Annotated in this window: 25 protein-coding genes, 1 other RNA gene and 1 other annotated feature; of the genes, 17 read left to right on the top strand and 9 right to left on the bottom strand. The window is 58.2% G+C overall.

Annotated elements, in window-relative coordinates; all coding sequences use genetic code 11:
* Window positions 1-346: 346 nt before the first annotated feature.
* Window positions 347-1414, top strand: a complete 1068-nt coding sequence (locus tag ACTNBK_RS14280; protein ID WP_441147110.1) for a GntR family transcriptional regulator — start codon at window positions 347-349, stop codon at window positions 1412-1414.
* A gap of 273 nt (window positions 1415-1687) precedes the next feature.
* Here the strand turns inward: ACTNBK_RS14280 and ACTNBK_RS14275 are convergent, their stop codons facing one another.
* Window positions 1688-4393, bottom strand: coding sequence for a transglycosylase domain-containing protein (locus ACTNBK_RS14275; protein WP_441147108.1), 2706 nt, complete (start codon window positions 4391-4393; stop codon window positions 1688-1690).
* A 258-nt stretch (window positions 4394-4651) separates the two neighbouring features.
* On the opposite strand from ACTNBK_RS14275, the gene ACTNBK_RS14270 reads away from it, so the two are divergent.
* The 6 genes from ACTNBK_RS14270 (at window position 4652) to ACTNBK_RS14245 (ending at window position 8636) form a co-directional block, all read left to right on the top strand.
* Window positions 4652-4951 carry a DUF1292 domain-containing protein gene (locus tag ACTNBK_RS14270; RefSeq protein ID WP_441147106.1) on the top strand — a complete coding sequence of 100 codons (300 nt, stop codon included), beginning with the start codon at window positions 4652-4654 and terminating at the stop codon, window positions 4949-4951.
* Window position 4952: 1 nt separating this feature from the next.
* A non-coding RNA gene (gene ssrS / locus ACTNBK_RS14265) (6S RNA) lies at window positions 4953-5152 on the top strand.
* Window positions 5153-5369: 217 nt separating this feature from the next.
* Window positions 5370-6920, top strand: a complete 1551-nt coding sequence (locus tag ACTNBK_RS14260; protein WP_441147104.1) for a peptidylprolyl isomerase — start codon at window positions 5370-5372, stop codon at window positions 6918-6920.
* A 58-nt stretch (window positions 6921-6978) separates the two neighbouring features.
* Complete coding sequence (locus ACTNBK_RS14255) at window positions 6979-7692, top strand: tRNA threonylcarbamoyladenosine dehydratase (protein WP_441147102.1); 714 nt, start codon at window positions 6979-6981, stop codon at window positions 7690-7692.
* A 123-nt stretch (window positions 7693-7815) separates the two neighbouring features.
* Window positions 7816-8268, top strand: coding sequence for a TSUP family transporter (locus tag ACTNBK_RS14250; RefSeq protein WP_441147114.1), 453 nt, complete (start codon window positions 7816-7818; stop codon window positions 8266-8268).
* Window positions 8265-8636 (top strand): TSUP family transporter, encoded by a 372-nt coding sequence (locus ACTNBK_RS14245; RefSeq protein WP_441147100.1) that lies wholly within the window; start codon window positions 8265-8267, stop codon window positions 8634-8636. Before ACTNBK_RS14250 ends, ACTNBK_RS14245 begins: the two co-directional genes overlap by 4 nt.
* On the opposite strand, the gene ACTNBK_RS14240 is transcribed toward ACTNBK_RS14245, so the two are convergent.
* The 3 genes from ACTNBK_RS14240 to ruvX form a co-directional block, all read right to left on the bottom strand.
* Window positions 8623-9906, bottom strand: a complete 1284-nt coding sequence (locus ACTNBK_RS14240) for an acyl-CoA reductase (RefSeq protein WP_441147098.1) — start codon at window positions 9904-9906, stop codon at window positions 8623-8625. The two genes, ACTNBK_RS14245 and ACTNBK_RS14240, sit on opposite strands and share 14 nt — an antisense overlap.
* On the bottom strand, window positions 9903-11024 hold the full coding sequence (locus tag ACTNBK_RS14235) for a LuxE/PaaK family acyltransferase (RefSeq protein WP_441147096.1): 1122 nt from the start codon (window positions 11022-11024) through the stop codon (window positions 9903-9905). Before ACTNBK_RS14235 ends, ACTNBK_RS14240 begins: the two co-directional genes overlap by 4 nt.
* Before the next feature lie 177 nt (window positions 11025-11201).
* Entirely contained in the window at window positions 11202-11621 is a 420-nt protein-coding gene (ruvX, locus tag ACTNBK_RS14230) for a Holliday junction resolvase RuvX (protein ID WP_441147095.1), read from the bottom strand.
* 324 nt (window positions 11622-11945) lie between these two features.
* Between ruvX and rpmG the strand changes: the two genes are divergently transcribed.
* The 8 genes from rpmG (at window position 11946) to ACTNBK_RS14190 (ending at window position 16016) form a co-directional block, all read left to right on the top strand.
* Window positions 11946-12110: a 50S ribosomal protein L33 gene (gene rpmG, locus ACTNBK_RS14225; RefSeq protein WP_033119311.1), complete on the top strand. Its 165-nt coding sequence runs from the start codon at window positions 11946-11948 to the stop codon at window positions 12108-12110.
* 42 nt (window positions 12111-12152) lie between these two features.
* Window positions 12153-12452, top strand: a complete 300-nt coding sequence (gene secE, locus ACTNBK_RS14220; RefSeq protein WP_294513394.1) for a preprotein translocase subunit SecE — start codon at window positions 12153-12155, stop codon at window positions 12450-12452.
* Window positions 12453-12463: 11 nt separating this feature from the next.
* On the top strand, window positions 12464-12988 hold the full coding sequence (gene nusG, locus ACTNBK_RS14215) for a transcription termination/antitermination protein NusG (protein WP_130850193.1): 525 nt from the start codon (window positions 12464-12466) through the stop codon (window positions 12986-12988).
* Between the two features lie 100 nt (window positions 12989-13088).
* Window positions 13089-13514, top strand: coding sequence for a 50S ribosomal protein L11 (rplK, locus tag ACTNBK_RS14210; protein ID WP_130850194.1), 426 nt, complete (start codon window positions 13089-13091; stop codon window positions 13512-13514).
* An 18-nt stretch (window positions 13515-13532) separates the two neighbouring features.
* Window positions 13533-14225 carry a 50S ribosomal protein L1 gene (gene rplA / locus ACTNBK_RS14205; RefSeq protein ID WP_130850195.1) on the top strand — a complete coding sequence of 231 codons (693 nt, stop codon included), beginning with the start codon at window positions 13533-13535 and terminating at the stop codon, window positions 14223-14225.
* A 60-nt stretch (window positions 14226-14285) separates the two neighbouring features.
* Window positions 14286-14421: a sequence feature (ribosomal protein L10 leader region), on the top strand.
* Window positions 14422-14467: 46 nt separating this feature from the next.
* Window positions 14468-15004 (top strand): 50S ribosomal protein L10, encoded by a 537-nt coding sequence (gene rplJ / locus ACTNBK_RS14200; RefSeq protein WP_294514401.1) that lies wholly within the window; start codon window positions 14468-14470, stop codon window positions 15002-15004.
* A 57-nt stretch (window positions 15005-15061) separates the two neighbouring features.
* Window positions 15062-15436 carry a 50S ribosomal protein L7/L12 gene (rplL, locus tag ACTNBK_RS14195; protein WP_294514397.1) on the top strand — a complete coding sequence of 125 codons (375 nt, stop codon included), beginning with the start codon at window positions 15062-15064 and terminating at the stop codon, window positions 15434-15436.
* 82 nt (window positions 15437-15518) lie between these two features.
* Window positions 15519-16016 (top strand): GNAT family N-acetyltransferase, encoded by a 498-nt coding sequence (locus tag ACTNBK_RS14190; RefSeq protein ID WP_441147092.1) that lies wholly within the window; start codon window positions 15519-15521, stop codon window positions 16014-16016.
* A 55-nt stretch (window positions 16017-16071) separates the two neighbouring features.
* Here the strand turns inward: ACTNBK_RS14190 and ACTNBK_RS14185 are convergent, their stop codons facing one another.
* The 5 genes from ACTNBK_RS14185 to ACTNBK_RS14165 form a co-directional block, all read right to left on the bottom strand.
* On the bottom strand, window positions 16072-17748 hold the full coding sequence (locus ACTNBK_RS14185) for a recombinase family protein (RefSeq protein WP_441147090.1): 1677 nt from the start codon (window positions 17746-17748) through the stop codon (window positions 16072-16074).
* Between the two features lie 91 nt (window positions 17749-17839).
* Window positions 17840-18130 (bottom strand): hypothetical protein, encoded by a 291-nt coding sequence (locus ACTNBK_RS14180; protein WP_441147088.1) that lies wholly within the window; start codon window positions 18128-18130, stop codon window positions 17840-17842.
* The gene (locus ACTNBK_RS14175; protein ID WP_441147086.1) at window positions 18112-19422 is read right to left on the bottom strand and encodes a relaxase/mobilization nuclease domain-containing protein; all 1311 of its coding nucleotides are present in this window, start codon (window positions 19420-19422) and stop codon (window positions 18112-18114) included. Before ACTNBK_RS14175 ends, ACTNBK_RS14180 begins: the two co-directional genes overlap by 19 nt.
* Window position 19423: 1 nt before the next feature.
* Window positions 19424-19741 carry a plasmid mobilization protein gene (locus tag ACTNBK_RS14170; RefSeq protein WP_441147084.1) on the bottom strand — a complete coding sequence of 106 codons (318 nt, stop codon included), beginning with the start codon at window positions 19739-19741 and terminating at the stop codon, window positions 19424-19426.
* A gap of 287 nt (window positions 19742-20028) precedes the next feature.
* Window positions 20029-21078, bottom strand: a complete 1050-nt coding sequence (locus ACTNBK_RS14165) for an AAA family ATPase (RefSeq protein ID WP_441147112.1) — start codon at window positions 21076-21078, stop codon at window positions 20029-20031.
* Between ACTNBK_RS14165 and ACTNBK_RS14160 the strand changes: the two genes are divergently transcribed.
* Window positions 21077-22201: a DUF6076 domain-containing protein gene (locus ACTNBK_RS14160; RefSeq protein WP_441147082.1), complete on the top strand. Its 1125-nt coding sequence runs from the start codon at window positions 21077-21079 to the stop codon at window positions 22199-22201. The genes ACTNBK_RS14165 and ACTNBK_RS14160 overlap by 2 nt on opposite strands.
* Window positions 22198-23048 (top strand): sigma-70 family RNA polymerase sigma factor (locus ACTNBK_RS14155; RefSeq protein ID WP_441147080.1); only part of this gene is annotated, 851 nt, incomplete at its 3' end. The genes ACTNBK_RS14160 and ACTNBK_RS14155, both read left to right, overlap by 4 nt.

Raw genomic sequence — 23048 nt, 5'->3', positions numbered from 1 at the left:
AGTGATTGCCCTCCCTTGGAAGAAGTTGTGTGCAAACTTCATTCTACCATGTGGGGAAAATCACTATGGATTTTTTCTTAGGTGTCCAACTTCATTTTACAATCGACCTTTTTAAAATTTTCTATTATTGAGCTATTTTGTGTTAACATAATAGGAAATTCTTTTTGACTCTCCCACCTTTTTCCCTTCCTTTTCTTTTCATGCGTACAATTTTATAATAATTGTTGCATTTCTCTTGTAAATAAAATACAAAAATGATAGGATCAGTACTGCCGATCCGGTATCCTTTTTTCACGGAGAGTCAATCACATCCGCCGGCGCTGCCCGGCCGGAAGGAGGAGAGATGATGGCGCCAAAATATCAAATGGTAGCAGATGCACTGCGCAGCGGTATCCTGGAGGGCGCCTATGAGAAGCGTAGGCTTCTGCCCACGGAGCATGCCCTTTGTCAGCAATTTCAGGTGAGCCGCCAAACGGTACGGCAGGCACTCTCTCTCCTGGCCTCCGAGGGGTTGATTGACCGCCGTCAGGGGAGCGGCTCTCATGTGCTTGAACACGCTTCGTCTGCGGCTGCCCCTCACCGATCCATTGCTATCGTCACCACCTATATCAGCGACTACATCTTCCCTAGCATACTCCGTGAGGTTGAGGCAGTCTTGGCCGCCAACAACAGCGCCCCACTCCTTTTTGCCACCCAGAACCAGGTGGCCAATGAACGCAAGGTCCTCCAGACCTTGCTGGATCTGGAGCCTCTGGACGGCGTACTGGTGGAGGGTACCAAGACCGGCCTGCCCAACCCCAATTTGGACCTCTATGAACAGCTGATGCAGCGCAATATCCCGCTGGTGTTTATGAATGGCTACTATCGTCAGCTCAAAGGTCCTTTGGCTGTGCTGGATGACAACTATACCGGGGGGCGGATGCTGGTGGACTACCTTTATAAAAAGGGACACCGGGACATCGCCGGTATTTTTAAGGGGGACGATATCCAGGGGCCGCAGCGCTACTCCGGCTATATCGAGGCTCTTCGGGATCTGAACCTGCCCATGGACGACCGCCGCATCTTCTGGTACAACACCGAACAGAAGGAATCTCTCCTCTCCGGTGTTCATCTGGCCCCCCTTATGCATAGCATGGAGGGCTGCACCGCTGTGGTCTGCTACAACGACGAAATCGCCAGCCGCCTGGTGACCTACCTCATCAAGCAGGGCGTCCGTGTCCCCCAGGACCTGGCTGTGGTCAGTTTCGACAACAGTCAATACAGTGAATTGGCCCATCCACGTATCACCTCCCTCTCTCACGGCATCGAGAATGTGGGCAGCACAGCTGCCCAACTCCTCATTCGCCTTCTTCAGGGAGAATCTTGCCAGTCTCAGCTGGTCTCCTGGGTGCTGATGGAAAAGGAGAGCAGTTGACAGCTTCCAAATCCAGTATTCAGATATGACAAACGCCTGTGCCGGGTGGGTAACGTCCAGTTTGACTGGTCAGGGAGATATTTTGCATGAACCACCATGAATTCTGGACCTGGGACACTGTGATCTGTATGATCATGGCCATCCTCACCGAATATTTCCGCAAATGGCTCAATTGAACCAGAGGTTCTATTTCGCCTAAAGGCATTCATCAGTAAAAACCGCCCTTCCCACAGATGGGAAGGGCGGTTTTCTCACTTTATTATAGTCCGTTGGTCAAGCTGCCGGTACATAGGGTTCTTCGCTCGTTTCCGGCGAATTGACAGGCCCCGGTGTTGTTTCCGGAGTCTCGGTGATCGGCGGGGTCACCGTCTCGCTGGGAGTCGGCGTCTGCTGCCCGGAGGAACCATTCACATTCTCCGGCCAGGTGGACTCGTCAAAGGGATTAAACTTATTATAGTCCTCCAGCCGGTCATAATCCTCCGGCCCCGGCCAGGTAGTGGGGTCGGTGGGATCAATCTCCGGCTTCTCCGTGGGCTCCGGTGCCTGGGCAGTGGTGTGGACGTCGCAGTAAGCGGCATCACCCAATGCGTTGATGTGTCCCGTGGTAAACTGGTTGTCCCGCACCGACACGGCAGCGGCGGCACCCTCGCGGGTGATGTCCAGGATGCTCACCGTCCGGCGGCTCTCCGCAGGACAATACTCCCCAGCCAGGTGATACATACCATTGGGATTTCCGTCTGCATCCCGGAAGGGGGAATCCAGACAGATTTCCACGTCTTTGTGGATATCACAGACAGTGGTGGGCTCATCCCCTTTGACGAAGGTCATGGAGATGATGCGCGCCCCCTCACCTACACGAGCATCGTGGTAGCAGGCCTCATTGGGCAGCAGGCCACTGTCGGCACACACCTTGACGGTGACAGTACCAGCAGAGGGAGTTGGGAAGCTCTTATCCTCCAGGCCCTCATGGATGGAGCTCATAACCTTCTTCCAGGTGACGGCCGACTGCTGTTGGAGACCGGAGGTCATGCGCTCGGGCTGGTCATAGCCACTCCACACGGCGGCGGTGTAATAGGCACTGTAACCCACGAAATAGAGGTCACGGCGGGAGGTGGTGGTACCCGTCTTACCGGCGATGGTCATGCCGTCAAAGCGGGCGGAGGTACCGGTGCCGTTCCGGATGACGTTCTGGAGCATGGTGTTGATATACCAGGCGGTGGAGTCCTTCATGGCGGTGTGGTACTCCGCCTGATTGTCCAGCAGAACGGTCACCTCACCGGTGTCAGGGTCCACCCGCTCTACCTTGGTATAGGTCCGGGGCTCGATATACAGCCCGCCACGGGGGAAGGTAGAGTAGGCCGCCGCCATCTCCAGGGTGGTGACGCCGTCGGTGAGACCGCCCAGAGCCATCTGGGCCAAACCGATGTCGGAGTAAACAGTACCGTTTCGCTCCTCCTGGACCACCAAGTGGTCGGTGCTGAAGCCCAGGTTCTTCACCAGGAAGTCATAGGACACCTGAGGGCTGGTGTACTGGCCCAGGATCTTGACGGCCAGGGTATTCACCGAATTCTGAAGTCCAGTATACACATTGGTGAGGCCCCGATACTGGCCGTAGGAGTTCACCGGCCAGGGGGAACCACCATCTCCGTCAAAGCTATAGGGGGAGTCATCGATGACGGTGGCGGGGGTAATGACGCCCAGATCCAAGGCGGGGGCATATACCGCTAGAGGCTTGATGGCTGAACCGGGCTGGCGCAAGGACTGCGTGGCACGGTTCGTGAGCAGGCTGGCTGTCTTCTCGCCCACACCGCCGGCCAGGGCCACCACGTTGCCGGTCTCGTTGTCGATGATTGTGATGCCCGACTGTAGCTGCTGCCCAGAGGAGGAGGCGCCGCTGAAGTTACTCAGGTCCTCGTACACCGCGTCCACCTTGGCCTGGATGGCCGGGTCCTGGGTGCAGTAGATGGATAGGCCGCCGTTGTAGACCATCTGGCTGGCCAGCTGATCGGAGAGGTCATAGGTCTCCTTCAGGTCGGCAATGACGTCCCGGATGAGCTGATCCTCAAAGTAGGAATAGGCGGTGGTGGAGGTGGTACCCTGACCACGGCCCACAAAGACCAACTCTTCGGCTACGGCGGCGTCATGCTCTGCCTGGGTGATATAACCCTGCTCCAGCATCTCATTGAGAATGATCTCCTGGCGCTGCTTATTCTGTCCCTTGGTGTAGTCGGAGATATAGGGGTCATACCGGGAGGGGTTGTTGGTGATACCGATGAGGCTGGCGCACTCGGCCAGGTCCAGCTCAGACACCGGCTTGCCGAAGTAGGCCAGGGAGGCGGTGCCCACGCCGTAGAAGTTCTCTCCCAAATAGATGTAGTTGAGGTACATCTCCAGGATCTCTTCCTTGCTGTAGTTGCGCTCGAACTCCAGGGCGCGGAAGATCTCCAGGATCTTACGCTTAACGGTAACATCATCGTTCTGGGTCATGTTCTTGATGAGCTGCTGGGTGATGGTGGAACCGCCGTAGGTATCCTTCATCCCTAAAAACATATTGAGGAAAGCTCCGCCGGTCCGACGCCAGTCTACACCGTGGTGGGTCCAGAACCGCTGATCCTCAATCGCCACCAGGGCATTGACCAGATTTTCCGGAATCTCCTCGTAGTCTACCTTCACCCGGTTCTCCTCCCCGTGAAGGGTACGCAGCTCCTTGGTCTCGCCGGTGGCGGAATCGGTATAGTAGATGGTGGAGGACAGGTTCATGGAGTAGGCGCTGGCATCCACGTAGTCCTGCGGAATGATGACGGTCTTGATATAGGTTGCGGCAAAACAGACCAGGATCGCGCCGGTGGTGCATCCGATGAGGAACAGTGTGCCGATCACTTTTAATATCGTCACGGCGACCGAACCGCCTCTGCTCTTCCGCCGGGGACGCCTGGGGGGCTCCCCGTTCTGGTTGGTAGTGCGTCTTGTCTCTGCCAAGTGAAATACCTCCGTTCCCGGCCCAAAGGCCGCACGGTCCCATATATACTCGTAACGTGCCTTTGACCGGTCCGTCTCTCCCTCCGGTCATAGTAAGGCTTTTATATTATAGTGGAAAAGCCTCTGTTTGTCTACCCTATCACTTCCCATTTATTCCATATTTATCCTCTAAACAAAATTTGGCTTGTCCGACTCTTGCATTTTTCCGGCGCACAGGGTACAATATGTGCAGAAACAAGAAGGGCGGTGCCAGCCACCATGAGTGACGAGTACGGCGGTAATTTTGTCAGCCTCACCGACGAGGACGGCAACGAGATCGAGCTGGAGCATCTGGATACCATTGAATACAACGGCGCGGTCTATATGGCCTTTTTCCCCGCAGAGGAGGCCGATGAAGAGGGCCAACCCCCGGAAGAAGATGAGGAGGCCGGGCTCATCATCCTGAAGGTCGTGGAGATCGACGGTGAGGAGCAGTTGGCCACTCTGGATGACGAAGAGGAGCTGGAGGCTGTCTACCAGCAGTTTATGGAAGCCCTTTTCGCAGAAGAAGAGGAATAAGGTTCTCCTGCTCGGTACGTGATGGTTTCTTTTTAAACCCACATCTCTGAAAAGGGACGCCCACCTCGTGCCGTGGCTTGCAGGCCTCCCGGCCTCCTTTGGGAGCGTTGGAAGTTGGAAGCAGTAAAGCGGTGCGGAGGCGACCCACCTGCCATCTTCGTGCAGGTTTGATCAGGGCCACACGGCCAGAGCGGGAGATCTTTTTTGCCGTTCCACCGTCCCAGCAAGGTGCTGGGACGGTTTTTTTATCCCCTCCCCGCCCGGTGCTCCAACCATGAACTTTCTGTAAAATACGCCTCCTCCCACCCGAATATAGGCAGATTGGGACTTGCAAGCCGTCCACGTTTCCTGTATAATGCAACATTGAGTCACCAAAGCACAGAAAAAGCACAATATTTGAGAGGACTGAGCAAGAGTAATGAGTGCTTCCCGTGAAAAGAAACAGCGCATCTCTGCTGCCGCCAACGGCCCTACCGAAAAGGAACGCCGTCAGGCGGAGACTGCCCGCAAGGAGCGGAGCAAGACCATCCTTTACACCGTGGTGGGCATTATCCTGGCCGTTCTGGTTATTGCCCTGCTGGTGTGGCACAGCGGCATCTTTACCAAGGGCAAGGTAGTTGCCACCGTCAACGGCAAGGACTACACTGTGGCCGAGATGGGTTACTACTACTATCCCACCGCCAACATGTATAGCCAGTATGGCCTGACCATGGATGACGAGACCCTGCGTCAGAGCGCTGTGGATTCTCTCCAGAAGTATGCCTCCCTGGCCGCTGCCGCTGAGGCTGAGGGCTTCACCCTCTCCGAGGAGGGCACCCAGAGCGTCGAGGACACCATCCAGCAGCTGAAGAGCTACGCCGCCCAGTACGGCACCTCCTTCAAGTCCTATATCCGCAATGTGTATGGTCCTTATATGACCGAGAGTCTTCTGCGCGAGTGCCTGACCCGGGATACCCTGGCTCAGGAGTACTACAATGCCCACGCCGATACCCTGACCTACACCGACGACGATCTCACCAACTATTATAATGAGCACGCCGCCGACCTGGACACCTTCACTTACTCCTCCGTGTTCATCGATGGCTCCGCCCCCTCCACCACCGATGCCGACGGCAATACCGTGGAGGCCAGCGACTCCGAGAAGGCCACCGCCATGGCTACCGCCAAGGCCACCGCCGATAAGCTGCTCCAGGACCTGGAGGACGGCGGTGACTTCGATACCCTGGCTGCCGCCGCCACCCAGTCCGACTCCGAGGACAGCGATGACGAGGCCACCAGCTACGAGACCACCGTGGTGGGCGCCAGCCTGGCCAACGGCTTCTCCTCCGGCAGCGAGGACTGTGTATCCTGGCTTACCAATGAAGGCCGTCAGGAGGGCGACCTCACCGTCATCGAAGTGGCCGACAGCGGCTACTGGGTCCTGCGCTTTACCAACCGCGCCCTGGACACTGAGAGTTACGGCTCCGCCGACGTGCGTCACATCCTGGTGAAGGCCGAGCTCACCCAGGAGGACGACCCGAGCACCGAGGACGTGGATGAGAGCACCGTCCCCACCCAGGAGGCTCTGGACGCCGCCAAGGCTAAGGCCCAGGAGATCCTGGACGAGTACAACGCCGGCGACAAGACCGCCGAGAGCTTCGGCGCCCTGGCCCAGCAGTATTCTGAGGATCCCGGCTCCGCCGAGAACGGCGGCCTCTACGAGGGCATCACCCCCTCCACCAACTTCCTGCCCGCCTTCATCGACTGGACCTTCGCCGACGGTCGTCAGCCCGGTGACACCGGCCTGGTGGAGAACGACCAGGAGGGTCAGTACGGCTGGCACGTCATGTACCTCCAGGACCACACCCTGACCTGGAAGTACACCGCCGAGAGTGCCCTCAAGAGCGACGCGCTCTCTGCTTGGACCACTGAGATCGAGGAGACCTACCCCGTCACCACCAACGACACCAACCTGGCTCTGCTGGGCTAAGACGTACACCATCCCCCGGAGACTCTCTCCGGGGGATTTTTTTCAAGGAGGTAACCAAATGGACGCACGTTTTCTCCGTACCCGCATGCTCCTGGGCGCCGACGCCATGGAGCGACTGGCCCAGGCACACGTGTGTGTGCTTGGGCTGGGCGGAGTGGGCAGCTGGTGCGCCGAGGCCATGGCCCGCTCCGGCGTAGGTGAGCTGACGCTTATGGACCAGGACACCGTAGACCTGAGCAACCTCAACCGCCAGGCCGAGGCCCTGGAGTCCACCCTGGGGTTGCCCAAGGCGGAGGCCATGGCCCAGCGGGTGCTGGCTGTCAACCCCGCCTGCCGGGTCCATCCCATCCAGGGCCGCTATGAGGCCGACACCCGTGAGACCTTTTTCTCCGCGAATTACGACTATATCGTGGATGCCATCGATCTGGTGAGCTGCAAGCTGGACCTCATCGAAACCGCACTGAACCGCAAGGTGCCCATCATCTCCGCCCTAGGCACCGGCAACAAGCTGGACGCCTCTCTGCTGCGGGTGTCCGACATCTCCAAAACCGAGGGCTGCCCCCTGGCCCGGGTGGTGCGGAAGGAACTGCGCAATCGGGGCATCCACCACCACAAGGTGGTGTGGTCACCGGAGCAGGCCCACAAGGCCGATCAGCCAGAGGCTCCCCCCCCTGGCCGCCGCAGCGTCCCCGCCAGCGTGGTATGGGTCCCCGCCTCCGCTGGGCTGATGTTGGCCGGCGAGGTGGTCATGGACCTGACCGGCGTGCGCTGAACAGGCATAAGACTTCATGCGCCCAGGGCGCACCACGAAAACAGGCGAAGGCTGGGGCGCATGAAGTTTTCGTGCATGTGGGCCGTCCTGGACCACGCGCTGTGATCTTATGGCCGTGCCGTTATAAGCGGCACATGGCCAATTTTTCTATGCTTTTGCATAGCAAAATCCCTCCCCTGGCAAACTAGTGCCAAGGGAGGGATTTTTATCAAACATGCAAAAAATTGGCTGCGCCCTGCGGTGGCCGGCGCCCTGGCCGGTGCAGTGAACGGCTTCTTCGGCGGTGGGGGCGGCATGGTGCTGGTGCCCCTACTGGCCGGGTGGTGCGGTCTGGGAGAGCGGAAGGCCTTCGCCACCTCGGTGGCCATCATCCTGCCCCTGTGCGTCCTCTCCTCAGGCATCTACCTCTTCCGGGGCGGACTGGACCTCACCGCCGCCCTCCCCTATTTGCTGGGCGGGCTGCTGGGGGGCTGGCTGGGGGGTAAGCTCTTCAAAAAACTGTCCATGGACTGGCTCCGGCGGGGCTTTGGCCTGCTCCTCCTCTACGGGGGCATCCGGTCCCTCTTCGCCCTGTGAGCTGGCTTACGGCCCTCCTGGCAGGCACCGCCACCGGAGTCCTCTCCGGCTTCGGCGTGGGGGGCGGCACCCTGCTTCTCCTCTACCTCACCGCCTTCGCCGGGGTGGAGCAGCATCTGGCCCAGGGCATCAACCTGGTCTACTTCGTGCCGGCGGCAGCGGCGGCCCTCCCCAATCACATCAAAAACGGCTATGTAGACCGGTCCGCCGCCCTCCCCGCCATCCTGTCCGGGTTGGCCACCGCCGGGCTGTGCGCCTGGGTCGCCTCCGGTCTGGACACAGGACTCCTCCGCCGCTGCTTCGGGGTCTTTCTACTGGTCGTCGGTCTCCGGGAGCTCTTTCGCAAAGGCCACCCTACCGCTCGGTGACCCGGGTGTACCGCCGCAGGGGGTAGTCCCCGTCGTGGGCATCCCCACAGGTGGTGCGGCTCATGTCTCCCGGCCCGGTGACCCGGACCACACCAGCTCTCAGGAGGGCCATGGCCAGCTCCTCCCGCTCCTCCGGAGCGCAGAGGAGCCCCGCCGTCTGGAGAACTCCCTTGTGCCGCCGCAGCATGGCGGGCAGATGTGCCCGGGGCAGGGCCTTCACCAGGGGATTGCCGAACTGGAGGGAGAGCTCCAGCTCCCCGTCCTCCCCGATGGTGAGGGAGCAGTCCTTCCCGCGTAAGACCTCCGGGCCCGGCCCGGTGATGGACTCCAGCTTCTGCTCGTACTGGGCCAGGGTCACCTGAGCCGCCGAGCCGTCGTCCAACGGCGCTCCTGCCGCCATGGCCCCCTCCAGCACCGGCAGGAACCGGCGGCAGAAGGCCCGGACCTCCTCCCGGTCCTCGATGTCAAGGAAGATCACCTGACAGGAGCTGCACAGCAGCTGCCGGGTGTCGGCGATGTGGGCGGCCAGGGCGGCCAAATCCTCCGGGGTCTCCCCTTTAGGCGTGACATAGGCGAAGCTGAGCTTGTGGCCCCACTCGATGAGGCGGCAGCCGGTGGGCGCCAGCCCCCGGACGGCGGAGACCGCCCCCTCCCCGCCCCACACCACGATGCCGTCGGCCAGCGCCGCCATCTTCTTCATGGCAGGCAAATCGTCGGAGGGGGTGTCGAAGACATAGAGGTAGTCGGCCAGCTCCGGGGCGGCCTGGGTGAGGGCGTGGAGCAGCAGCACCGAGAGTCCCCCATCGGCCTGTGGCAGCTTCAGGATATTCACGTTGCCGGTGAGGAGGCCCTCCACGGCGCTGTAAGCCGGCAGGCCGTCCACGTTGCCGGCGGCGATGTGGAACAGCACCCCCAGGGGCAAGACCTCCTTGGTGAGGGCAAGGCCGGAGTGGGGCGGCGTCACGGTTTTCGGCCCCGCCCAGTCCGGCCCCAGCTCCAGATTCAGCTTGAATTCCAGGCTGTCCCGGAGGAGCAGGTTGGCGGCGGCCGCCGCCTGGGCCAGAGTGAAGCGTTTATCCAGGCCCAGGGCGGCGATCATGCCGTCGAACTCCCCGCTGAGCACCCGCCGGGCCAGGCCGTCACAGGCGGCGATCACCGTCTCCGCGGTCGGCACCGGCCGCTGGAGTACCTCTGTTATAATCTCCTCCAGGCCGTCCAGGAGCTTGTTCTGCTCCTTTGTATCATGGATCTCTCCCCGGTACAGGATCACAGGCCCGCCCCCTTTCTCAGCTCGTCGGCGCCGGCGGCGCAGGTCTTGATGTCAGCCATACCCACCCGGCCGATGATCTCCAGCCAGGGGGATTTTACCCCGCAGGGGCAGGTATCCCCATCGTGGAGGATGCCCAGGTCGTCAGTCATGATGCTCAGGACGGGGACGGCGTTGAGCATGGGGGTGAGGAGATTCACCAGTCCCATGGTGCCGTTGGGCACCGGCTCCAGGGTGCGCACGTCCCGGATAATGACCCGACTGTATACCGGCACGTGAAAGTGGTGATACTTGCAATCGGCGTAGTAAATGGGGTGCTCTACCGCCCCAAAGGACTCGTAGACGTGCTCCTCCGGGATGGCGAACCGGTCCCAGGCCTTGGCATAGAAGGTCTCCTTGTCCACCTTCTCCCGGTAAAACTGCTTCCAGCCGCCCCCCAGGAAGATCTTGGAGTTCTTGGGCAGCGGATAGCGGAGGCCCCGCCGTTCCAGCTCCTCCATAAGGAAGTAGGTATAGGCGGGAAAGCCCATGAACCGGGTGGGGAAGCGGGACCTGCTGTACCTCTCCAGCGTCCGGATAAGGCCGTCGAAGTCCACCTGGTAGCCGCCATCCTTATATTTGAGGGCGTACTCCCGGTGGATGGCGGGGGTGATGTAGGTGTAGCCCGTGGCCGTCTTGGCCACGGCGGTCTGGTTGCTCTTGTGGGGCTGATAGCCCAAAATAAGGTAGTTGGTGGGCACCGGGGAGAGAAAATGGTGGTAGCGCAGGATGCGCCACACCATATGAAAGCCGCTCCACAGTCCCCCCAGCTCAAAACCGATGACGCTCTTCTTCCCTCTCGTCCCCGAGGAGGTGGCCTTGATGAGCATCCTGTTCTCCGGCACTGAGAGGAGCTTATGAGATTTGAAATATAAGGTGGGCAGCACCGGTAGGCGGGCCAGGTCCGCCGTGGTCCGCAGCATATCCGGCCGGAAGCCGAAGTGGTCCAAGATGGCCCGGTACTCCGGGCAGTGGGCATAGTGGAAGGCACAGTTGTCCCGCATGGCGGAGACGAAGAGCGCCTCCGTCCCCGCTGTGTCATAGGGGTCCTTCCAGGTGAAGAGCTTGATGCGATTTCCCATGTTCCTCCCCCCTCTTTTCCCATGGGGGAGAAGCCCCATGGGTACCCTTTTCTTCTTCACATCCTCGGGCGGAGTGAATCCGCCCTGCGGCAAGGGGCCGTTGGGCCGGCCCCTTGGACGTGCCTGACAGCACGCCCCGCTCCGCGGGGTCCCACCCTGGATGCCTCTCACCTGGTTTCAGCCCTGGGTCCGTTTCCGGGTCAGGTAGCCCTCCAGAATGAGGGTCGCCGCCACGGCGTCCACCGTCTTTTTGTGGTTCTTCATCTTCTTGCCGCTGGCGTGGAGGATGTCGTGGGCCTCGATGGTGGTCCGCCGCTCATCCCACAGCACCGGTGTGAGCCCGGTAACGGCCGCCACCTCACCGGCAAAATTCCGGTAGAGTTCCGCCCGGGGGCCTTCGGTACCGTCCATATTCCGGGGAAAGCCCATCACCAATTCCTCTACCTTATATTGTTCCACCAACTCGGCAAGGCGGGCACACACCTGCTCCCCCTTCCGGCTGTGGATGACCTCCGTATACCCCGCCAGCAATCCCGTGGGGTCTGAGATGGCCACGCCCGTGCGGGCGTCACCGTAGTCGATGGCCATGATACGCATGGTCCTCCCTCCTTTCCCCTCCACTATATCGGTCCCACGGAAGTCTTGTCAAGACTGTAAAAATATGCTTGACTTTCCCATTGACTTGTGATAGGCTATTAGCACCTATGAAAAAGGGCTTTATTTTTGTGCGCATTTTTACGGTGTAATGGGCACAAACCCTTTCCCTCCCCCGGAGGACATAGGGAGGCAGATCATGCCGAACCTACCGTGTTTTGATTGGGGACGGGCTTTGCCCGTGCCTTTCTCGAACGTGCTGGGATTCGGTATAGCCGGACCCGGCATTTTTTGTTGGGTCCGAACCATTGAAGGAGGTGCCGAAACATGGCAAAAGCCGGTGCGCGGGTGAAGATCACCCTGAGATGCTCCGAGTGCAAACAGCGCAACTACGTCACCAACAAGAACAAGAAGAACACTCCCGACCGTCTGGAGAGAAACAAGTACTGCCCCTTCTGCAGAAAGCACACGCTCCACACCGAGACCAAGTGATGATGCTTGCGGAAGTGTCACAAGAAAGAAGGGTGAAACCGAATGTCTGACAACGAGAAGATCGAAAAGACCGGTGCTGACGCCCAGGCCGCTGCTAAACCCGCCAAGGTGGACAAGAAGGCCAAGAAGGACGAAAAGCCTGGCTTTTTCCAGCGTGTCGCCCGTTGGTTCCGCGAGATGAAGAGCGAGCTCAAGAAGGTCGTGTGGCCCACTCCCAAGCAGACCATTAACAACACGGTGATCGTGATCGTCTGCGTTATCGTGGTCGGCATCTTCATCTGGGTCTTCGACGCTCTTGCCAGCAGCATCATCGCCGCCCTCATCGACCTCTTTAAGGGTTAAGGGGTAGCGGTATGTCTGATAGTGCAAAGTGGTATGTGGTCCATACCTATTCCGGGTATGAGAACACAGTCAAGGCTACCATCGAAAAGCACGTGGAAAACCGCAATATGCATGACCTCATCCACGAGGTCAAAATCCCGCTGGAGACTGTCACTGAGATCACCGACAACGGCCCCAAGGTCGTGGAGCGGAAGGTCTTCCCCGGCTACGTGCTGGTCAAGATGGTGATGACCGATGAGACATGGCACCTGGTCCGCAACGTGCGCGGCGCCACCGGGTTCGTGGGCTCCGGCAACAAAGCGATTCCCCTCACCGATGATGAGATTGCTGCCCTCGGCGTGGAAAAGCGCGAGGTCGTGGTCTCCTATCAGGTGGGCGACACCGTAAAGATCACCGACGGCGCTCTGGAGTCCTTCCTGGGCACCGTGGAGGAGATCGACCTGGACCGCAGCAAGGTCCGCGTGGTCGTGTCCATGTTCGGCCGGGAGACCCCGGTGGAGCTGGAGTTGGACCAGGTGGAGCTGGTACAGGATTAAGTACCCTGGGCGGCATGGCCGCCCGCCGTCCAAGGCACAAGTGGGAGGGATGCTTCAGGCATCCCGTTCCAACCACATTCATTCGTAGGAGGTGCTCATTGTGGCACAGAAAGTAACTGGTTACGTCAAACTGCAGATCCCGGCCGGCAAGGCGACTCCCGCCCCCCCCGTCGGCCCCGCTCTGGGCCAGCACGGCGTCAACATCGCCGCCTTCACCAAGGAATTCAACGAGCGCACCAAGAACGACGTGGGCCTGATCATCCCCGTGATCATCACCGTCTACGCCGACCGCTCCTTCACCTTCGTTACCAAGACCCCTCCCGCCGCCGTGCTTATTAAGAAGGCCTGCGGCATCGAGTCCGGCTCCGGCGTGCCCAACAAGACCAAGGTCGCCCAGCTGAAGAAGGACGATCTGCGCAAGATCGCCGAGACCAAGATGCCCGACCTGAACGCCGCCTCCATCGAGGCCGCCATGAGCATGGTCGCCGGTACCGCCCGCTCCATGGGCGTCACCGTGGAAGAGTAAGGGAAGGAGGTAGTAACGATGTTCAGAGGAAAGAAATATACCGACTCTGCTAAGCAGATCGACAAGTCCACTCTCTATGATACCGCCGACGCTATGGCTCTGGTGGTGAAGACCGCCCCCGCCAAGTTCGACGAGACCGTGGAGCTCCATGTGAAGCTGGGCGTTGACTCCCGTCACGCTGACCAGCAGGTCCGCGGCGCCATCGTGCTGCCCCACGGCACCGGCAAGACTCAGCGCGTGCTGGTCTTCGCCAAGGGCGACAAGGCCGAGGCCGCCAAGGCCGCCGGCGCCGACTTCGTGGGCGAGATGGACATGGTCCAGAAGATCCAGTCCGAGAACTGGTTCGATTATGACGTGGTCGTCGCCACTCCCGACATGATGGGCGTGGTTGGCCGTCTGGGTAAGGTCCTGGGCCCCAAGGGCCTGATGCCCTCCCCCAAGGCCGGCACTGTCACCCCCGACGTGGCCAAGGCTGTTACCGAGATCAAAGCCGGTAAGGTGGAGTACCGCCTGGACAAGACCAACATCATCCACTGCCCCATCGGCAAGGTCTCCTTCGGCGCTGAGAAGCTCACTGAGAACTTCAACGCTCTCATGGGCGCCATCGTCAAGGCCAAGCCCGCCGCTGCCAAGGGCCAGTATATCAAGAGCTGCGTGGTGGCTTCCACCATGGGCCCCGGTGTCAAGGTCAACGGCGCGAAACTCGTTTGATCTTATCCTAAAATATATCATTTCCGGACAGGTTTTGCTTGACAAAGCCTGTCCGGACTGATATACTATCAGTCGTGTTCAAAGACAGCAGGCGGCGCAAGCCATAAGTCCTGCCGAGAATGCAGCCACAACGGAATGAATTTCTTTGTGCTGTTTTCGCTGCTTTGAATGCGAAAACAGCTTTTTTGTTGCGTGACTGCATCGGAAAAGTTGAACTCAAATTCAACGGAGGTGAATTCCAAATGCCTAACGCAAAGGTCCTCAGTGAGAAGCAGGCCATCGTGGCCGAGCTGACTGAGAAGCTCAAGAGTGCTTCCAGCGGCGTGCTGGTGGATTACAAGGGCATCACCGTGGCCGAGGATACCGCTCTGCGCGCCGAGTGCCGCAAGAACGAGCTGGACTACGCCGTGGTGAAGAACACCCTGGTCCGCTTCGCCATCAACAACGTGGGTCTGGAGGAGATGGATTCCGTTCTCAACGGCACCACTTCCATGGCCCTCTCTCACGGCGATCCCATCGCTCCCATGCGTGTCATCGCCAAGTTCGCCAAGCAGTTCAACGGCGCCAAGTTCACCATCAAGTCCGGCTTCATGGACGGCAAGGTCCTGTCCCTGGATGAGATCAATGCTCTGGCTGAGCTGCCCAGCAAGGAAGTTCTCCAGGCTCAGGTCCTGGGCACCATGCTGGCCCCCATCTCCAGCCTGGCCATCGTCATCAAGGCCATCTGCGAGCAGAAGGGCGGCTCTGTCGACGCCGCCGAGGCTCCGGCTGCCGAGTAATCGGTCCCCTATTGATCTATTTTTGATTGAAATCACAATTTTAGGAGGTAACATATCATGGCTTCTGAGAAAATCACTGCCCTCATTGAGGAAGTTAAGGGTCTGACTGTTCTGGAGCTCTCCGAGCTGGTTCACGCTCTGGAGGACGAGTTCGGCGTGTCCGCCGCTGCTATGGCTGCTCCCGCTGCCGCCGGCGCTGCCGCTCCTGCCGCTGAGGAGAAGACTGAGTTCGACGTGGTGCTGGCTGATGTCGGCGCCGAGAAGATCAAGGTCATCAAGGCTGTCCGTGAGATCACCGGTCTGGGTCTGGCTGAGGCCAAGGCTCTGGTCGAGGCCGCTCCCAAGGCTCTGAAGGAGGGTGTCTCCAAGGAGGACGCCGAGGAGCTGAAGAAGAAGCTGGAGGAAGTCGGCGCCAAGGTCGAGCTGAAGTAAGCTTCTTTTACTCATACGCAAAGAGGGCCCATGGCATCATGCCATGGGCCCTTTTCACACAACAAATGAGGAGGCGCGGATCATGGAGATGCGCCATTCTACCCCGCAGGACCTGGACCGCATGGCGGCGCTCTACGTCCAGGCCCGACAGTTCATGAAAGAGACCGGCAACCCCAACCAGTGGGGTCCCACCAACTGGCCCCCTACGGATCTGCTCCGGGAGGACATCGCCGCCGGTCGAAGCTATGTATGCGTCCACGACGACAGGGTGATAGGGACCTTCTGTTTTCTCCAGGGCGAGGACATTGAGCCCACCTACCGGGACATTCAAGAGGGGGGCTGGCACTATGACGATCCTTATGGCGTGGTCCACCGTCTGGCGGGAGATGGCTCGGTAAAGGGCATCGGCCAGGCCTGTCTGGACTGGGCCTTTCAGCAGTGCGGCCATCTGCGGGTAGACACTCACGGGGACAACCGCGTCATGCAGAACCTGCTGAAACGCAGTGGCTTTGCCTACTGCGGGATCATCCATGTGCTAGAGGACAACTATCCTAGACTGGCCTTTGACAAGCACATTTAAAAAGGACGGGGTCTCCGCTACTCCTGATAGGGGTATCTTGAAGCGTGTCCTCGGATTAGGCAGGCAGTGCAGTTGCACTGTCTGCCTTTTCTGTTGTCTCCCTGCAGAGAATCACATCGTCTTCCTCGTTAAGGTTGAAGTCCCGGAAACAGATTTGGATTTTCTGCGGTGCGTGCTTGGAGTATTTGACCTCTTTTTCATACACGATGATCTTCGCTACGAAGGTACGGAGCAATTCCGGGGTCAGTTCTGTCATGTCGGTAAACTTTCTGGCTTTGGCGATGAAGTTCTTGGCATTGGCCATGCTGCTGCGCAGTTTCTCCAGGTGTTCCTCTGTGGCGGGAATGTCTTCGGCCAGCTGCGCTTTTTCCTTGGAGTATGCCTCAGACAGCAGGCGGAACTGCTCATTGCTCACCCGTCCCAGGGCGCTGTCCTCGTACATCCGCTTGAACACCACATCCAGTTCCCCATCCCGTTTCCGCATGGCGGATAGCTCTCGCTCCAAGCCCCGGATCTCCTTTGCCACCTCAGTGGATTGCTTCTGCTGGATGTATGCGGCAAACCGCTCCGGATCGCTCCTGGCAAACTGTGTGGCTCTGCGGATCGTTTCCAGCACGATTTCCTTCAATGCCACTTCCCGGACATAGTGAGCACTGCATACATCGGACCCATCCTTCTTGTAGGTGCGGCAGGTGAAATTGTTCTGTTCCGGCTTCATGGTGTGCGCCCGGTGCAGCACCATGGGCATACCGCAGTCCGCACAGTACACTAATCCAGAGAACACATTCTGCTCATCCATATTTGTCCGGCGGCGTTTATGGGATCGTACCTCCTGTACGATATCCCAGGTTTCCTGATCCACCAGCGCTTCATGAGTATGCTCAAAGATAAGCCACTCGGATTTAGGGCGTTCACACCTCTTTTTGTCCTTGTAGGACTTGGTGCTGTAGCGGAGGTTGACTGTGTGTCCAAGGTAGACCATGTTCTGAAGCATATCCGCAACCATGTCGCCGGTCCAGTTATAAGGACGCTCCGTATTCAGCCCGGAATGGGATGTACCGAATTTCGTATAGGCGTACATGGATGGGCTATAGATGTGCTCTTTCTTAAGCTGCTTTGCGATCTGGGATGGTCCCATTCCACCGGCGCACATGGCGAAGATGCGTTTGACGACAGCTGCCGCTTCCTCGTCCACCAGCAGAGGAGAGTCTTTTGTTGCGCCCTTGCGGTAGCCGTAGGGAGCTCGCGTCCCTACCCGGATTCCCCGCTGTGCCTTGGCATTCACCACATTCCGTACCTTGCGGCTGCAGTCCCGCACATGCCACTCGTTGAACAAATTCTTGAAGGGCATCAGTTCGTTGCTGTTTTCATACTTGGTGTCCACATTGTCATTGACAGCGATGTAGCGCACATCGTTGGAGGGGAAGATCTCCTCGATATAAAGGCCGGTGTGAAGCTGGTTTCTGCCAAGACGGGAGAGATCCTTCGTGATGATGACGGCGACGTCTCCGTTGCTCATGTCATCCATCATCTGCTCAAAGGCCGGGCGATTGAAGTTTGCTCCGGAATAGCCATCGTCCACATAAAATCTGGTATTCTGGAACCCATTCTCATCTGCGTACTTTTGTAGGATGAGTTTTTGGTTCTGGATGCTATTGGAGTCACCCTCCAGATTATCGTCTCGGGACAAACGGCAATAGAGCGCCGTGATCTTTTGGTTTGGCTGTAACATATTGACCTCCTTCATAAAATGCCAAACCGATTGAGAGATTGCAACCATACAATACCCTCAATCGGTTTGTTTGTCTATGGGAACCTACTTATCAGGCGGAAATATTTTTTGCGTCTTCCTCCAGATCAATGACCTGCTTCAGAAGTTCGACCGTAGACTGCGTTCCTCCGAAACCAAATTCCGCAAGCACAATGTACTCTCTGCCGCATACACTTTGCCGGCGGCTTTTCACAACCTTACCGTTCCGTTCTTCCACTGCAGTATCCTGCACTGCCTTGGCAGATGGAATATCCTCATCTCCATACAGTTCCTCATGATCGAAGTTGGGACGCTCATTGTACAGGCAATAAAAATAGCAGACCGTCACATGGTCTGCTGCCAAGTTGGTTCTTCTTCGTGATCGTCCTCCTTGTGACCGAGGGCGATTTTTATTTGCCGTTCCCGACGTAGCACTTTCCGGTCCGTGTGCTGGTGCATGGTGGTGGCATCCCTTATGGGATCAGCAGCTTGATCATGCTCCAGAGAGCGGCCAAGCCGGACCAGATCACCTGCAAGACCACCATACCCACCATAGTCCCCAGCAAAATCAAGGCCAGCCATACCATGACCGACATCGCCGTTCCCAGACTGGGCGGAGAAACAGAAATCTCTTTCTTCTTCCCAGCCTGTCGCAGCAGCCGCTGTACTTCCGTCACATCCCGCGTCAGTGCCTCCATCTGCGCCTGGGTGGGGCACGGCTCCCTTCGGCTGGAAGCCTCCCGCAGAAGGGCCGTGTGGGCCGCTGTGTGCCGCTCCAGTTCGTCCAGCCGATGGAGCAGCTCCTGCCACTCCTCCTTGCTGGGACAGTTCTGCGGTATCATACTCTGCGGAGCGTTCCTTCGCTTCAATTCCTCCATGGACAATCTCTGCTCGGATTCGGAATTCATCTTCCATGACCTCCTTTGTGTACTTCTCCTCGTGGAGCCGGTCATCCCGGCACTTCATTCCTGTGGGCGTGGTGTAGGTGATGTTCTTTCTTTTATCTGTCCAGCGCACCTGATACCCCTCGCTCTCCATCAGAGAGACGAATTCCTCCTTGCTGGCAGCGTACCGCATGCACTGGTCAATAGTGTTCATGAGGCGGAACTTCCAGCTCTCGCCCTTCGCGGCGGAGCGGTACTCTCTGGTGCTCATCCGCTTTTGCTTGACCTGTTTCTGTGGCGGCGGAAGGATCTCCAAGCCATGTGCAGCACATATTTCATCGTTGGAGATCCGGTGGGTTTGCAGGTTAGTGGCACTCTGGTGGAGTTTGCGGCCATCTTGAAAGCTGACGCTGTTCACCACCAGGTGGCTGTGCAGATGGTCGGTGTCAATATGGGTAGCCACCAGCACCTCGAAGTTTGGGAACTCACGCTGAACCAATTCCAGCGCAATGGCGTGGGCCTCCTGGGGCGTCAGATCATCCGTCTCCGCAAAGGACTGCACGAAGTGATAGTACTGTCTGCCGTCTGTCTTATGGAACCGCTCCTTGGTAAGCTGCATTTCGGAGCAGACACTTTGGGCGGTGCAGTTCCAGCCGGAGACCAGCCGACGATCTTCCCATGTGGTTTTCTCCTCCTGCTGGACGTAGCGCAGCACAGCGCCCAGAGCACCTCTGCCACCACCACGATTTTTGATTGCGGTGAAGGTTGCCATCTCAAGTCACCTCCCGTAACAGCTCTCGGAGCTGTTCATAGATTTTTCCATAGTTTTCTGCCAGCGTGTCACCTTTGACTACAGATACTCTCCCCATGTTGGCCATGGTTGTGAGCTGATTCAGATTTCGCCCCTGGGCTTTCAGTTCAGACAGCACCTGTTCTAACCCTTCCACCCGCATGATCTCTTTTCCCAGTCCGCTGTAGCACAGGTAATCGGTGACTGTCAGGCCAGCAGCCTTGGCTCGTTCCCGGATAGCTTCTTTCACACGGGGCGTCACCCGCAGGGTGATGATCTCGCTCTTTTTTACTCTCTGCATTGCTCCTCCTTCTCCCCCTCAGGGGCCGGGTACGGGGCAGCGCCCCGAAACTGTGCGCGGCGTATAGCCGGGCGCGATGCTTGCCCTCCCCGAAGGGAGGAATCCGTCTCCACAGCCCCCGCCGCGCCCTCTCCAAACGGTTGATCAACGGCAGCAGGGTCGATAGGGACGATTTTCCCGGCACCCTCCAAATCGACACTATCGGCACGATTCAGCTCGATCACTCGTTTTCCATTACTGCGGCGAACCGTCACTTGAATCCCGGTTTTCCTTAGAGCTTCAACGCTTTACAGGATCAGCCTTGAAATCTTTTTGGGCGTTATCCCTTCGATTCTGTCAGGGTCGATCTTTTCGGAGAGCTCCGTGGGAGTGCCGATAAATACTGTTCTGGTGCTCATAAATGCAGAGAGGAGAACGACGATCCGATCCTCACGCAGCACGGGTTCTTCTCTGCTGTCTGAAACCAGCTCCCACACATTTTCCTCGCCGCGTCGAAGCTCCAGCTCGCGGTATTCGATGTCCCGCCCCACGCAGGTCAGTCTGGCCCTGCCGCTGCCCCGCTTTTCTTCCACCAACGTGAAACTGGAATCCACCGCGCCGCTGATGGCGGTGGTGCCGGAGATCCGCTGGAACACATCCTTTGCCTTTTCTTTCCGCAGATGGTGGATGAGCAGGATGGCAATGCCGTGCTTGTCCGCCAGCCGCTTGAGCACAGACAGATCCCGGTAGTCGTTGGCGTAGGTGGCGTCATGGATCGGACGGACCATCTGCAGGGTGTCGATGATGACCAGCACGGTGTCCGGGTGGGCGGTGAGGAATGTTTCCACCTGTTCCTCCAGTCCCTGACCGATGAGGTCGCACTCGGTACAGAAGTGGACGCTGCTTGGTGCGTCCTCCGTGATCTCAAACAGCCGGTTCTGGATACGGAGGACGGAGTCCTCCAGACAGAGATAGAGGGTGGTGCCCTGCTTGGTGGTCATGTTCCACACCGGTTCTCCCTTGGCCACTGTCACGGCCAGCCACAGAGCAAGCCAGGACTTGCCCACCTTGGGGGAGCCTGCCAGGATGTGCAGGCCCTGTGCAAGCAGGGTGTCCACCACAAAATTGGGCGAGTGCAATGGCTGGCTCATCAAGGTTGCTCCATCCACTGTGCGGAGTGGTGAATTGTTTTTTCTCACGGTCAATTCCTCCTTATTTTGAATATGAAAAGCGCCCACCTCAGTGAGCGCTTCCGGGAAAGGTATTTTTCCTTTCACTTGATTATTCTGGGAGTTTTGATAAAATGAGAATATCACAAGACAGGGCCAAAATGGATATAGGACAGGAGGGGGACACATGCCGCTGGGGATCAAGCAGAACAACAACCTGCTGTACCTCACACTGGATGTGTGGCAGGATTTAGTTTTTCTGAACGAGCAAGCCTATCCCGCCGGATATTTCGCGGCCAATATTATGAATCAGGATCAGGCAACCCTTCAGGCCCTGATCCATTACGGCGGTGCCATCAGCAAAGAGGCGGAAGCACTCCTGAACGCAGATCGGGACACCTTTGCCCGTCTGCTCCCACAGGTGCACTCGGATGTCTCCGCCCTGCTGGATGTGCTGTGGACATACCCGCCCTTCTGCTTCCTGGACAAGTCTGGAGAACTGGAGGTGCTTGATCAATATTGCCGCGAGAGCATGGTAGATGCCCTGATGTCGACCGAGGCCCCGTATCGGGATTTTTTCTTGCACTACCTGGCCGCCGCCTTTGCCATCCCCCTGGGGATCTATCATTTTGTTGTAGCGGCGGACTACTTTGAGCGGGGATATCTCTACCGGCTCAAGGAGCGGAACGAGACCTTCTTTGCCATTGCTGCCCACGACTGTTTTACCAGTGATGACTTCTGGCATGTGATGGATGACCTCCCCTTGCCGGATATTGAAAAATTTACGGTGTCCCCAGTCATGGAGTCCACATACATCTTTGCCAGGAACCCTACCCAGAAAGAAAAGATGGTGTTTGTCCAGCGCGTCCGCTTTCACAGGATCATGTCGTTCTACTGCTTCGACCTGATGAACGGGCTGCATCATGGTCACGCTCCCTGCGTGTGTCAGAACTGCCAGCGGTATTTTCTTACCCGCAGCGGACATAAGCCAAAATACTGCAGCGGCATGGCACCCCAGGACAGCCGCCTGACCTGCCGACAGTACGGTGCCATGATGCACCAGAAGGAGCAGAACAAGCAGCATCCCGTCTACCGCCTGTTCAATACCCGCACCAACACCATCCGCAAGCATCACCAGAGAGGAAAAATTTCCGACGAGCTGCGGCGGGAAGCGCTGTATCTCGCGGAGACCTATCGGGACCGGGCACTTATGGACAACGACTACGCTGCTGGAGACTACGCCCACGACATGGAGCAGGAGACGCTTTATGCTCAGGCAAGATCTCGGCTTGCCCAGGAGGACAAGCCATGAGCATGTACCTCTGTGACGCTCCATGCCCCAGCAATGAGGAACTTGCTCGGCGCATACAGGAAGGCGATCCAGAGGCCGCTTCACTTCTGCTTTCCCAGAACCAGGGATACCTGACCATGCTGGCTACAAGCTACTGCGAACAATTTTCTCAGGAGTTTCTGGCGGACGATCTCAAGCAGGAGGGTGCGCTGGCACTGCTGGAGGCGGCACAGCGGTTTGAGCCATCCATGGGAACCAGGCTGCTGACCTACGCCACTCCCGCCATTGAAACAGCCATGAAGGACTGCGCCGCCCAAAGTTCTTTTTCTCTGTCCCTACCGCTGGACCGCTACTACCAGCTGCGCCAGGTGGCGTTCCTCTATGCCACACACGAGCAGGACACCGAAGCAGATCTTCTGACCGCCATTCAAGAGAAGCTGGAAGTCTCCGCCAGAGTAGCCAAGCGTCTGCTGGAGGAATACCGCACCGTGTTCCAGATTGAGTCCCTGGGCGAGCGTGTTTTTGATATTAGTTTTGGCGGTGATCCCGCCAAGGCTTACGACCGCTTCATGCGCCGAACGCTACTTCTCCAGCGCATGGAGGAGGTGCTCAAGCCCAGAGAGTTGAACTTGGTGCGCTGTTACCTGGGGATCGGCCAGCCCAATGAGCAGGGCATGACTTTTCAGGAACTGGCCGTCCGGCTCAACTACAACGGCCCCAGCGGGGCGGAGAAGGCGTATAAGAGCGCCATCCGGAAACTTAGGGAACCTCTGAATAAAAGCCTTTATCCTGTTTCTACTCAATGTATTAGCCGCCATTTGCGCTTGGTTAAGGTGATTTCAGTGCAAAATAGCCATTATTTATCTGC

Source organism: Intestinimonas sp. HCP28S3_D6 (genome assembly GCF_052065695.1).
GTDB lineage: Bacteria > Bacillota > Clostridia > Oscillospirales > Oscillospiraceae > Intestinimonas.
The sequence above is the reverse complement of the archived record's forward strand: the minus strand, read 5'-3'. Positions and strand labels throughout refer to the sequence as shown.